The organism is Rhizobium ruizarguesonis (assembly GCF_012349115.1).
Taxonomy (GTDB): domain Bacteria; phylum Pseudomonadota; class Alphaproteobacteria; order Rhizobiales; family Rhizobiaceae; genus Rhizobium; species Rhizobium ruizarguesonis.
Genome location: NZ_PQIG01000068.1, coordinates 90,934 through 103,614 on the forward strand (window position 1 = coordinate 90,934; position 12,681 = coordinate 103,614).

The 12,681-nt window shown below is 56.6% G+C and carries 8 protein-coding genes; 4 read left to right on the forward strand and 4 right to left on the reverse strand.

The annotated features are described in order from the left end of the window. Window positions 1-57: 57 nt before the first annotated feature. The 4 genes from C3Y91_RS11160 (at window position 58) to C3Y91_RS11175 (ending at window position 4,781) form a co-directional block, all read left to right on the forward strand. Window positions 58-1,368 (forward strand): alpha/beta hydrolase, encoded by a 1,311-nt coding sequence (locus C3Y91_RS11160; RefSeq protein WP_018074559.1) that lies wholly within the window; start codon window positions 58-60, stop codon window positions 1,366-1,368. Window positions 1,369-1,415: 47 nt separating this feature from the next. Beyond that, a complete protein-coding gene (locus C3Y91_RS11165; RefSeq protein ID WP_018074558.1) occupies window positions 1,416-3,572 on the forward strand; it encodes a mechanosensitive ion channel family protein in 2,157 nt (718 codons plus the stop codon). A gap of 53 nt (window positions 3,573-3,625) precedes the next feature. Beyond that, a complete protein-coding gene (locus C3Y91_RS11170) occupies window positions 3,626-4,024 on the forward strand; it encodes a hypothetical protein (protein WP_018074557.1) in 399 nt (132 codons plus the stop codon). 109 nt (window positions 4,025-4,133) lie between these two features. Beyond that, the gene (locus C3Y91_RS11175; RefSeq protein WP_018074556.1) at window positions 4,134-4,781 is read left to right on the forward strand and encodes a MarC family protein; all 648 of its coding nucleotides are present in this window, start codon (window positions 4,134-4,136) and stop codon (window positions 4,779-4,781) included. 226 nt (window positions 4,782-5,007) lie between these two features. Here the strand turns inward: C3Y91_RS11175 and C3Y91_RS11180 are convergent, their stop codons facing one another. The 4 genes from C3Y91_RS11180 to C3Y91_RS11195 form a co-directional block, all read right to left on the reverse strand. Next, on the reverse strand, window positions 5,008-6,099 hold the full coding sequence (locus C3Y91_RS11180; protein ID WP_210267740.1) for a hypothetical protein: 1,092 nt from the start codon (window positions 6,097-6,099) through the stop codon (window positions 5,008-5,010). A gap of 1,097 nt (window positions 6,100-7,196) precedes the next feature. Continuing rightward, window positions 7,197-8,564 (reverse strand): hypothetical protein, encoded by a 1,368-nt coding sequence (locus tag C3Y91_RS11185; RefSeq protein ID WP_168575296.1) that lies wholly within the window; start codon window positions 8,562-8,564, stop codon window positions 7,197-7,199. A gap of 509 nt (window positions 8,565-9,073) precedes the next feature. Further along, window positions 9,074-10,114: a TniB family NTP-binding protein gene (locus C3Y91_RS11190; RefSeq protein WP_168575297.1), complete on the reverse strand. Its 1,041-nt coding sequence runs from the start codon at window positions 10,112-10,114 to the stop codon at window positions 9,074-9,076. A gap of 47 nt (window positions 10,115-10,161) precedes the next feature. Then, a complete protein-coding gene (locus C3Y91_RS11195) occupies window positions 10,162-12,513 on the reverse strand; it encodes a TnsB C-terminal domain-containing protein (protein WP_168575298.1) in 2,352 nt (783 codons plus the stop codon). Between the last annotated feature and the right edge of the window lie 168 nt (window positions 12,514-12,681).

The window sequence follows — 12,681 nt, forward strand, 5'->3', positions numbered from 1 at the left end:
GCCGCAGCGCGCGGCGTCGAGGCCTGCTCAAACTTGACGTCGCTACGAGGAACAGCAGTGAGCACAAGATGTCGCGATGGCCGAATTCAACCAGGCACTTCCCCAGGTCTGAAATGGATCTCGGCTCTCCTGCTGCTCTGCGCATTATCCGGATGTGGTGGCCACGCGAAGAACGTGCTCATCCCTGTTGCCGATAGCGCGCCGAACTCCACCAAAGTCGACATGCTCGTGGCCACGACGCGCAGCCGCTCCACGATACAAGGCGAGATGTTCACGGGCGAGCGCGCACTCGCCCCGGCCTTTGCCGACATCACCGTATCTATCCCCCCTGCAAACGTCCGCAAGATCGGCGAAGTCGCCTGGCCGAGGAGGCTTCCTTCCAACCCGGCAACAGACTTCGCAACCTTGAAAGCCGATGAGATCACGCGCGACGACGCCAAGAAATGGCTGAGCGCCTCAGTCAGGAGGAGCCACGACCGCAGCGTGCTCGTGTTCATCCACGGCTTCAACAACCGGTTCGAAGACTCCGTCTATCGCTTCGCCCAGATCGTCAAGGATTCCGGCGTCCATAGTGCGCCGGTGCTGGTGACATGGCCCTCGCGCGGCAGTCTGCTTGCATATGGCTATGACAGGGAGAGCACCAACTACACGCGTAACGCATTGGAGACGCTCTTCCAGTATCTCGCCAGGGATCCTGAGGTGAAAGAAGTCTCGATCCTTGCGCATTCCATGGGGAACTGGCTGGCGCTGGAAGCGCTTCGCCAAATGGCGATCCGCAACGGCCGCCTTCCCGCCAAGTTCGAGAATGTCATGCTGGCCTCGCCCGACGTGGATGTCGATGTCTTCCGCCAGCAGATCATCGACATGGGCAAGCAGCATCCGAAGTTCACCTTGTTCGTTTCGCGAGACGACCGCGCGCTCGCGGTATCCCGCAGGGTATGGGGCGACGTCGCCAGACTCGGCGCCATCGATCCCGAGCAGGCCCCCTTCAAGACGGAACTAGCCGACAGCCAGATCACGGTGATCGACCTCACCAAGGTCAAGGCGGGCGACAGTCTGAACCACGGAAAGTTCGCGGAATCGCCCGAGGTCGTTCAGCTGATCGGCGCACGGATTTCCGATGGCCAGACGCTGACCGACAGCAAGGTCGGGCTCGGCGACAAGATCCTTGCCGCGACGACGAGCACGGCGGCGGCGGCGGGCAGCGCAGCCGGCCTGATCCTTGCCGCCCCGGTCGCCGTCGTCGATGCGGATACCAGAGATAATTATGCCGGCCAGGTCAGCGGCCTCGCGGGTCCTGTGGGTACGCCACCGAAGGCATCCGAGTGCACCGCCGCAGGCCGATCGAAGGAGTCGTGCAGGCAATGACGGTTCAGGAACCGGCAAACTGACGTTCATAGAGATCAGGATAAACAATGCCACTACTTTGCAAGATCCGTATGTTTAAACCACTTCTCACGGCGGTTGCCCTGGGTTCCGTTCTCCTTTGTGCCTCGATTGCTGTGGCGCAGAGCGTGACGCCTGCGAGCCCACAGCCAGAAAGTGTCCAGCGCTTTATCGGCATGTTCTCGGATCCTGACGTCCAACGCTTCCTGCAGCAGCAGTCGGAAGCAGCCAAGACCGCGGCGGAACCGCCCTTGGAAACCCGGAACGCAGACCCTTCATTCTCGGAATTCACGATGCGATTCCGTGCCCATGCCTCAAGTCTTCTCGGCGCCATCCAGTCCTTTCCTCAGGAGACGATGCGAGGCGGGGCCGTGCTCGAACGGGACATCCAGGCGAATGGCGGGACGCGGCCGATCTTCCTGGTCGCCGCCTTCGTCGCCGTCGGGCTGGCCGCGCAGTGGCTGTTCTGGTGGATCAGCGCCGGCTGGCGCTCATGGATGGCACGCGCGCCCTATGCGACGGTTCGCGAGAGAGTGATCGCACTGACTGCAAGGCTTCTGTGGGCGGCATGTTACGTCCTTTCCTTCGGCCTCGGCAGTATCGGCTTCTTCCTGTTGTTCCAATGGCCGCCTGTTATCAGGGAGGTCGTCGTCGGGTACCTCTTCGCGATCGTCGTCTTCCGTCTGGCGAGCGCTCTTTTCGACGTGTTTTTGGCGCCACGGGCTGAAGAAGAGAGCCGGTTTCGTGTCGTACCGATCACTGGGGATGCCGCTGGCCACTGGGCGAAGCGCCTGGGCTATCTCGTCGGCTGGTATGCCTTTGGCTGGGTGACTATCCGCCTGCTCGGCGCCCTTGGCTTTTCCGACCCGGCCCGGCAACTCGTGGCCTATTGCCTCGGCCTCGTGCTCCTCGTCATCGGCATCGAAGCCGTCTGGAGGCGTCCGTCCCGATTGTCTGCCGGCCAAGCCAGCCGGATCGGCCTACGGGCGCGGAACTGGCTCTGGACGGTCTACTTCGTTGCCGTCTGGCTGCTGTGGGTGGTCGGAGCCATGAAGCTGTTCTGGATCGCGGTGGTCTGTGCAGCGCTGCCCGGCGCCATCGCCCTCACCAAGGCGTCGGTCGACAATATCCTGCGCTCTTCCGCGGCCGAAGAGGACGGCCACAAAAGAGGCACCGTCGTGTCGGTGATCGTGGAGCGCGGCATAAGGGCGGCGCTGATCGTCGGAGCGATCGTTCTGCTCGCAGACGCCCTGGGCATCAGGCTGACGCAGATGACAATGCAGGATTCGCCGGCCCTGCGCCTCGTGCGTGGACTCCTGAGCGCCGGGATTATTCTCCTGGTCCTCGACCTCGCCTGGAACGTCGTGAAAGTCCTGATCGATCGCAAGTTAGGCGACACCGAGGCCGTCCTTGAAGTCGGCAGCGAACGGGAGCGGCGGCGCACTCGTATCAGAACCCTGCTGCCGATCCTTCGCAATTTCCTCATGATCCTCTTCGTTGCCATTGCGATCATGATGGCCCTCTCATCGCTGGGGGTCGAAATCGGACCGTTGATCGCAGGTGCAGGGGTAGTTGGCGTCGCCATCGGCTTCGGGGCGCAGACGGTGGTGAAGGACGTCATCAGCGGGATGTTCTACCTGCTCGACGACGCCTTCAGGGTCGGAGAATATATCCAGAGCGGCAGCTACAAGGGCACCGTCGAGTCGTTCAGCTTGCGATCCATCAAGCTCAGGCACCACCGCGGTGCGGTCTACATCGTCCCCTTCAGCGAGCTAGGTGCTGTGCAGAACATGAGCCGCGACTGGGTGATCGAGAAGATGACGATCACCATCACCTACGATTCCGACATCGACAAGGCCCGCAAGATCATCAAGAAGATCGGCCTGGAGCTGTTCGAGGATCCGGAGTTCAAGCCGACGACGATCGAGCCGCTGAAGATGCAGGGGATCGATAGCCTGGGGGACTCCGGCCTGCTTCTGCGCATGAAGGTCATGACCCTTCCCGGCCAGCAGTTCACGCTGAAGCGTCGGGCTCTGCGGATGATCCATCAGGCGTTCAACGAAAACGGCATCAAGCTCGCCGTGCCCACGGTTCAGGTCTCGGGCGGCAAGGACGACGCTGTCGCAGCCGCTGCCCAGCAGACGCTCGCAGCACACAACGCAGCCGCAGCCGCAAACCCGGCCTGAGGGCGGAATCTTCGAGGAAATGAACACAGACGAGAGCAATAGGAAGAAATGAAATGAAGATCCTGGTCATTCCTACGCACATGCTTGCGACACTTGCCGTCATCATGACGGTCTGCGCACCCGTCCTCGTTCCCACGGCGGCCGAAGCCCGTCGCGGCGTAGCGGCATGCGGCCCGAGAGGCTGTGGTGCCGCGGCCTGCGGACCGCGCGGATGCGCTGCAGTCGGAAGCACCCGCCCTGCCGTTCGGCCGCCCGTCCGGCGCGGCGTCGTGGTCGTCGCCCCTCGCCGCTACTGGCGCCCGGGTACGGCAATCGCCGCAGGTGCTGCCATCGGCTTCGTCGCTGGAGCTGCCGCCGTTTCACTGGCGGGCACGCCGCCGCAGTCCGGTCAATGCTGGTACTACACCTCGCCCGCCAAGACGACGGGCTTCTGGGACGTGTGCCCGCGCTGAGCGATCCGGCAGAAAAACTGCCAGCTCGTTTGGTTCTCTTCGTCGCCTGCCCTCCCATGAGTGGGGAGGACCTCGATTTCCAGGTCACAAATTTTAGAGGGTACGTTCCATGGATTTCACAGTCATCGATGCCGCACTCGTCGGAAAACTTCTCCTGCTGCTTCTGGTCGGCCTGGGGCCGAAGATCGCCCTGGTGCCGTTTCTGGAGAAGACCCATGCTTTCGATACCGAAACCAAGGCGCGCATCGGCCGCCAGATGGTTTTGGTCGCAGTGGTAACAGCCTTGATCCTTTTTGCCACTGGCGCTTTGCTGATGCGGCTTCTCCATATCACGGGTGGCGCAGTCGCCGTCGCCGGCGGTATCATCCTCGCGCTTATCGCGATCAAGATGGCATCAGGACCAACAGAGAAGCCGCATGAGGAAACGGAGCTTCCCGTCGATCCCGAAAAGATCGCCGTCTTTCCACTTGCGGTCCCTTACCTGCTCAATCCTGTCGGCATCACCGTCGTCATCATCGCCTCTGGCGAAGTCGTCTCGATTGCCAGCGCGTTACTCGTCATAGGCCTGATCCTGATCGTCGCTGCGTTGGACTATGTGGTGTTTACCAACATCGACGCGCTCGCCAAGCGCATGAAGCCTGCCAGTCTGATCGTCTCGGAGGTCGTCTTCGGCATTCTGCTGACCGCAGTCGCAGTCCAACTGGTCGTCAGCGGGCTTGGCAATCTTGGCATCATCACGCCGACCGCCGCGCATTAGATGCGGATGATTCGCGGCCGGCCGGCCTAAAAATCTGAACCCGGATTTAAATCAAAAAATAGAGCCGAAAGCCGCTCGGTTTTCGGCATCATGCTCAGCTGCGGCTTTACTGTCCCCGTGCGCGGAAAGCCCGGGGATTAAGGTCGGGAACAGACGACAATTATAGCCTCAATTCAAAACGATTCAGAACAGGCATTGATTTAGTTGAAGGTCGCAAAAATTTGATTCACCGATTTGAATGTTTTTGATTCAGGACACCCTCTTTGTCCAAGAATCGTTCGATGAATTCTTCCACCTCTGAACGGGGTAGCGAAAATCTTCGGTGATCCACGCGTTGCACTTTCGAGCCTTCGAGCAGAATCTCCACCTCGCGACAGGTCCTAGAGTGACCGTGCATCAAAAGCCGATTTCGTACTTCTCTGACAGAAGCGAATTTACGCCGAAAAGCAGAAAGCTGCGTTAACGTGGCGATTGTCCCGGCACCGTAACGTGAGTTGCTTGGCGCATCGAGATGAAAGGCAATCTCTTCGCGTATGATCGGATATTTCGGGGCATTCGATTCATCGGGAAGACGACCACAAAAGTCGATCCATGGTGCGAAGTCCTGCACCTGTAAAGTGTCCACCAGATTTGGAGATAGTAGCTGCACTCGAATGATCGGCAGAGCACGGTCGCGAATTCCTCCGAGTATAAAGGGCCACGGATTGGCAGAACCGTAATACAGCGTGGAGACAACGCTTTGGACGCGCAAGCCAACATTGCCCGCTTTGCCTTTCGGTTTGACGAAATTGAAATAGTCAAAGGCAGCTTTTGCACGAACGTTGGCCGCAGCAGTGAGCCTCTTATCTGGGCAATGGACGCTGCCCGACAAGAAGCATTCGAACAGTACTCCTCTCGGAATCCCGAAAGATTCGCTCAGCGCGCGCACCTCTACGGAGCTAAGGGCATATTTGTGAAGCTTCAGAAGGAAGGAATGGCTGTGGACTTCCGGTTCACGGAGTTCGTCTCCCTTCGCCGTTAATGAACCTAGCAGTGGAGTCGCCAGCGCAGCGCGCACCGTTGCGATCGTGGTCTCTTGAAAGTGCTTGCTTCTTGTCAGATCTTGCACAAAGGGATTGAGACTGGGCTTCGCATTTTCAAAAATCTCAACTTGCGATAGCCGTGTCTCCAGCGCAGACAGCCCCTCCGGCCAATTAAGGACTGCCCGCCCGGCTGACGCCAAATTGTCCGGCGAAACAGCGCCTATGGAGAAGGATAAGTCGCGGCCACTTGGTTGCTGCACCTCGTCAAGGACGGCAGCGATGAAAGCGCAGAGCATGAATATTTCTCCGCTGTCCATTTCACGGAGGTTGGTGTGAAGGACGCTTGGGTTTAGAGGAACTTCCGGGTCAATGAGTGAGGTTACGAAACGGAGCGCTTGGGCGTCCTCAATTTCCAAAATCTCCTGAGGATAATCACGAAGATCGACCAGGGGTCCACAATGCCCACAACGCGAAACACCACGGGGACACCAGAAATCGAGGAGTTCTCTGCATCTCGGGCATCGCTCAAGTAGTCTTTCGTGGCTCACCGGGTCAAATGTGAGTGCTTTGATGTGCCATATCGCTTTCGAGTGGTTCGACTGCACAAGAGATCTGGGCGCGACCCTGCGATGGCCAATGAGCTGTCTCACGGGCAACCTCGAGCCAAAAAAACTTAAATGCCCCGTGCCCCGCTTGAGCCGGACGCTTCTCCGCTCACCCCCTGAGCTATCCGCTATCGCGTACCCCAAGGGTCTGAGATCTTCAACTCCGACCGGACAACCGAGTCTGTCGGCAAGTGCTGCAAGATCAACACGCGTCACAGCTATGCCAGAATGTGAAAGGCTAGTTGTCCGACGAACGAAAGAACTCGTGCTTGGCAACCCGTTCAACGCTGCCGCTCGAAAAATCAGGTCTGCTAGGGCTTCGCCAAGCATAGGGGCGACCGGTTTCGCGAGTCTTACACCGATTAGACCGATAAGACGTCGCGCGATAATCGGTGTGATTTGAATCTTTGGTTCGCCGTACATTCTAAGTCCGTTCAGAGAGAAGAATGGGTTACCCAGCTCAATCGACGTGCTGGAGGCGTGACCCCCCTGGCGCCGAGGGAACCTTCCGGGAGCGACAACTGGGAACTTTCGGCTGCGTCCTTCAACTTAGGGTGACCGCCGGGATGGTGACAACTCATTCCGCGACACCGATAGCGCTCCGAATTCTTAACTGGCGATTCATCCAAACTTCTTTGGCGTGTCAGAACGGACTGCTCGTCGCTCGGGGTCGAGATCGGCATCCACGTTGGGCAGACAGATGGGATCCGCAGTCGCTCCTCCCTGGAAACGCGGCGCACCATTCGATAGCCCCGGAGCATCATGCTCCAGGACTCTACGCGGCGGATCTACGCTTCGCTGCACTGAAGTCTAAGGCGTTCCATGGCGTCTGCTCTCGCCCAAAGGAAAATGCCTTTCAGATCTCTGTAGGGCACATTCGCGCCGTGAAGAACCTTTATCATTTCAACTGACTCGATTTCACGACGCTGCGATAGTATTCGCAATTCGAAACTCGTGATCCATTTCTGACGTTCTTCGCGGATCCGGCCGAGTGTCAGCCCATTCGCGATACCCGTGAGTTTCACAAACCTGGCGGCCATCGATATAGATTTTCCCATCGACATGGCGAGTTCGCTCTGCGTCAGAGACAGACTCGAAGGCAGATACTGGTTTCGGGGATCGTCCAGGACACTAGCTACTGTTGCGAAGTCGTCGGGATAGAGGTCGTGCACGGTTCCGCGCCTACTAGGCCGACCACGAGACATGGTAATTTTCCCGTTCGAGATCGCGGTGAAAATACTGGACCAGGGTACAGCTAGTTGCAGGTCCATGGCGAAACGCAAGGATGCGACGTTCGCACCGCATGGCGAACCTCTAGATGGAATAGCGTCAATCACTTCCAGAGCGCTTACTTCCGCCTGATGCGAAGGCTCCGGGAACCCGCAATCGGTGAGATTCGCTTGAAGCTCAGGAAGGAGGCCTTCCGTATAGAGTTCATATAGGTCGAATACAGGCAAACCCAATGACAACGACATGGCCTGGACTTCGTGAATGTTGCGCAAAACTTTTATCTTGGTCTCAATGTCGCCCTCTAGGTAACGAAAGGGATAATCTCCTATGAGACGTTGCAACTCTACTTGCGGCGACCGCAAGGGAGCGTGGGGATGAGAGACGGATGGGAGTGATCTTCCATCGACACGAGCATAGGAATGCGTGGCAACGCTGCGATTGCGGCTGGTGCGGTGCATCGCCTTGATTTGCCGCCGAACATCTGCATTCAAGGTCGGATCATGTCCAAGGCGCCAAAGAGACTGTTCTTTCAGACTAGCGCCGGCTTTTCCCTGCTTTGGAACGATCGTCTCAGCGAGCGCAACGAACGACTTTGGCCATCCGAGAATCGCCCTTCCCGCTCGCTCGAGATGTTTGAACTGGATTGCACTTGAATAGCTTCCAGATTCTGCTCGTTGGGATTCTGAAGCAGTCTTGACGACGAGCTGAAACAAGTCGCCGCGGGACACGTTGCCAAGGGCTGACGATTTCCATTTGGAGAATTCGATATCAGTCACTTCCGGGTTGACGAGGTCTCCAACAAAATCAAGCGCCTCTCCGTCCTCCGGCTGTACGAGCTGTTGGGGAAACTCACGTAGATCAACTGATCGACGCGGACACCACTCGCAATAGACGAGGCCCGCAGTTTTGGTCCACCCAAGCGCCATCTCGCATACTGGACAATGAGACAAAAGCATCTCCCGGGTGTCTGGATCAAATTCGAAAGGCCGTAGGGACCAAATTGCCCTCTGATAGCTTTCGACCGCGAGAGCCCGGGGAGAAACCCGTCGATAGGGCGAAATGTGAACGCGCCGGACCGCATGTCCAAAGAAAGATACATGCTCCCTTGTTCGGGGACCTGGAGCTTTCAACACTTCGAGTAAGCGCTCCGAATCCGACCTAATGCCTAAGACATCCACCAACCTTTCAATTTCGGCGCTGTCCTCTAGTGCGGTAAACGCCGAGAGCCTTCGGAACGTAGAAGTTCCGGCGAGTTCAACTATCGGATCTGTATTGAGAAGTCCGTTGCTCGCTGCCGAACGAAGGACCACTCCCTGAAGGTGCTCTCCCGGTCGAAGATCCGTCGCTACTGGCAGTACCTTCCCCAGAAGCGATAAGCGCCTCAACCAAAAGTCCCTGTCGGAGCATTCCGCACCATCTCGTCTCCACAACGACATTATTGAAAGTGCTCCATGTATTTCTCGCCGTAGAACTTCTCGTCAGCGGCCACTCTTTTGCGGCAGTCAATTTCAATCTTCCTGTCGTTGCTAATCAAGAATGGGTTGTAGTCGCATATCCCTTTCTTAAGAGGATAATCGTTCACCGCCTTCTGAAGGTGACTGTTTTCGATCCGGTGGCACTTTCCAGTTGAGGCAAGTCGCGCCGCATCTCTAATAATGTTCGATAGAACACCGATGCGCCCTTGCGACGCATAGTATAATCGTATTATTATACTATCTTCGTATAGTCCGCTTGGCTCATCGAATATGCGATGATCGACCATCAGTAACTCGATACCTGTGACATACTTACAGAACTCCTCGAGATCTTTCTCAAATCTAAAAGGCATGATGTCGAGCTCCATCACCCTGTTGTTGATTTGCATGTTGTCCAGTGCCGTATGCGCACTGTACAAACCTGTGAAAACAATTGGTATTCCGTTTTCGATCATGGTCTTCACAACGTCTTGGACCTCAGAGGCGTCCTTCATAGTCTCTCTGTCACTCTTCTTGGACAGTTGATCAAAATTATCGAGAGCAAGGAGTTCCGTGAAGCTGTCCGGATTGTTCATGATATCCTCGGCTCGGCGGATCCGATCCAGAACGTTCTCCCGCTTTTTGTAGAAAGGATCGTGCAACGCCCTAAGCAAATTCGTGCCGAAGTCCCCTAAGTTAGGTTTTTCTGGCACTTTCACATAAAGGAACTTCCGTTGAAGCTTCTTCACGTCACCGTCGCAAACGCTGTTATGGAAAATCCCATCTTTCCGAAGCTCAGGAAGGACCCTGTGAGAGAAGTATATTTTGTTGATGATGTGCGACTTTCCGCAGTGCGACGCAGAAAACAGGGAAGCACCAGTTGCTTCGGTATCCCACCGCGAATCTCGTCGTGCTTCCCTTAGCTCGTCCAAAAAATCCATCGCTGCTTCAGCCTTCGCATGGACCACAATCCATTCCTTGAAAAGCAAGCGAATTACCCCGTTTGAAACCCGTCCAGTCATCACAAAGCCTCCAATGGTGAGGACGCGATCTGCATCCGAAAACATGATCAATCACGTGACACTTTCAGTTCACGCTTCATTCGCTCAAAGTATGATTCCTTGTCTGCAACCTTGAATCTCGAAGGCGCGGGCGCCGGAATGAGGTTCTCGGCAGCCTCCCTGGTATCCGGAACCAGCGCCATGGAGAGCGGATCGTTCTCGACGGAGTACACTACATCCCTTTGCCGCTTGTCGGCCTTCTTTGAAGCAGCCCTCTTGCCTCTACTCTGACCTGGCCTCTGAATGACGATCTGATCACGCTTGTGGATAGGCAGTTCGTGCGGGGAACTCCGGCCGTCATTCCCGTTGGAGACCGGTTGCCCAGAGCTCGGCGAGGTAGGCGACATATCGACGACTGGCGTCGGCCCCTCGGTAAGACTTGCCACGATCGCGGCACGATTCATGGCGTGCTTGTTCCTTGAGAAGAATTCCTCTGTCGCTTCGTTCTTCTTACGCCGCTCTTCCACGTTGTCTTCGTAGGACCCGGTGTGCTCGGGATCGGCATTCGGGATAACGACGTATTCGCCTCGCGCCGGATTGTAGATGCCGATCCTGGTTCTATCGCTGTGTTCGACAACTTCGACCAGTACGCTACGCGAGTTGTTCTTTGCTCGTGTTCCTCTCGGATTGTCGGAGAGGTGGCACAGATCGTTCAGCACAAGCGTGACCAGCTCCGGATGCCAGAAAACCTCGTTCCTATATTCGATCCCGGATGTTGTTAGAGTCCGGATGGCGGACCGTCCGAAGGCGTTCTCGATGACATTCATGTCGTCCACCAAGGGCCTTTTGTAATCCTTGAAGGAATTCTTCCACTGCAAGGCCGGCGGGATGCCCAACTCATCGTGCACATCAAGATGGTAGTCCATGATGATGTACTCCCAGAGTATCTCCTGTGCCCGCATCAGCGTGAAGCGGGCTTTTTCGCGGGGATCCTTGTCGGAGACGCCAGGTTTTTCTGGCACGCCACCATCTGCTTCATGCCAGAGCTTTGTGTTTAATGTTTTGAAGAACCGCTCGACAATTGCCTTATAAGTTGGTGTTTTAACCGGGGCGAAGGATACATTGAGGCCTGCGCTGGACGCCGTCGCTCTCAAAGAACGACCTACGTTAGCTAAATCGTTATCGACCAGCATTCTCCTGAATTTGCCAAACCCGTCTAGGGACCAGTAGTACGCCTCCTCCAAATTGAGATGCTCTAAGAATTCCTTTGGCTTCAGGCTTTCCTTCAGCCCACCGTAAAGCGTGAAAAGCGACGGTGCCTCGATAGATAACCTGGCAGCAAGGACCATCCGGGTATGCACGTCCATGATGATGATCAACCACGGCCGGAAGGTCTCTCCCACAACCTTCCCGTTTGCATCCAAGACTATAACATGCAGATCGATCTGCGTGTGGTCCATGACGGTGCATTCCAGCGGCCTAAGGGTCTGGACGTGGTGGCTGACAGCTTCAAGCTGCCTGTTGGCGACCGTTCTACCCTCACGTCTGGCGATATTCTCAAGACCGGCTTCGCGATCGATCCAGTTGCGCAGGGTGCCATCACAAGGTCTATCGAATCCGGCATCAGCTTCATCGCCGGGAACAGATAGGTCGCCTAGCCTCGGCACATATTCTGGCGACGTCCCGCGCTCAGCAGAGAGCCGACGCATCTCGTCTCCGACAGTATCCCCTGCCGCCAGTGCAAGTCGTCGCTCGCGCTCCTTTGCGATTTCGCCGTTAAACCAAGCCTTGACCGCGCCAAAGGTCGGAGCATGTTCACTCCAGTACCACGTGACCATCGCCACCCGGAGTATGCGGACGAAGTCGTTCCACTTCCCCGACGTCCGATCACCGCCACTTTCGTTCAGAAAGCAGCCAAAAGGTCGGAAATGTTTCTCGCCGCACTCTCTTGCGAGCATGATTAAGGTTGAGCTGCCGGGTACCTTTGTGTTCTCTCCAAAGAATTTTTTGTGCGTCTCATAGTGTTCTTTGAAGAACGTCTTTAGTGCAGGATGCGACGCCGAAATAGAATACTCGTCCATGCAGGTCACATAGTAGTGCTGCACGGTAGCCTTGAAGTATCGCGTTTTACGGGCTCGGACCTGCTTTGTGTCGCCGGGCATAATTCGCTCGAACGCACCCGGCTCTACGGTGAACGGTTCGATGGACTGTTGATCTTCCGCGGTGACCCTCACGGCCCCACCCCGGCATCGCATGAAAAGGTAGCTCTTGCGGTCAATATACCAGCGACCGCCTTTGTCCGTCTTGTTGAAAACAAGATCGCCGTTCGGCTTCGTCTTGACGAATGTCGCGGTAAAGCTTTCCGACCTGGTCTTGAAATAATACGTCTCGCCGGGGTTGGCGTCGATTGGACGAAGCATCTATGCTTCCTCGCTATAGCAGCGCCTCAATATGGCATTCCGCAAGCAGCCCATGCAGATTTCGGTGTCACACTGCAGATGCCAAAAGGAAACCCCGATAGTCCTCTCGAACACGGGTTGACCGCCAACGTTTGAGACGGCACACGTCGGCTCGAGGCATTCGCGTGC

What these genes read in the sequence shown, in the direction of transcription:
- C3Y91_RS11190 (WP_168575297.1), bottom strand. Translation starts at nt 10,114, where the DNA reads ATGACTGGACGGGTTTCAAACGGGGTAATTCGCTTGCTTTTCAAGGAA.
- C3Y91_RS11195 (WP_168575298.1), bottom strand. Translation starts at nt 12,513, where the DNA reads ATGCTTCGTCCAATCGACGCCAACCCCGGCGAGACGTATTATTTCAAG.
- C3Y91_RS11165 (WP_018074558.1), top strand. Translation starts at nt 1,416, where the DNA reads ATGCCACTACTTTGCAAGATCCGTATGTTTAAACCACTTCTCACGGCG.
- C3Y91_RS11185 (WP_168575296.1), bottom strand. Translation starts at nt 8,564, where the DNA reads ATGGCGCTTGGGTGGACCAAAACTGCGGGCCTCGTCTATTGCGAGTGG.
- C3Y91_RS11170 (WP_018074557.1), top strand. Translation starts at nt 3,626, where the DNA reads ATGAAGATCCTGGTCATTCCTACGCACATGCTTGCGACACTTGCCGTC.
- C3Y91_RS11180 (WP_210267740.1), bottom strand. Translation starts at nt 6,099, where the DNA reads ATGCTCTGCGCTTTCATCGCTGCCGTCCTTGACGAGGTGCAGCAACCA.
- C3Y91_RS11175 (WP_018074556.1), top strand. Translation starts at nt 4,134, where the DNA reads ATGGATTTCACAGTCATCGATGCCGCACTCGTCGGAAAACTTCTCCTG.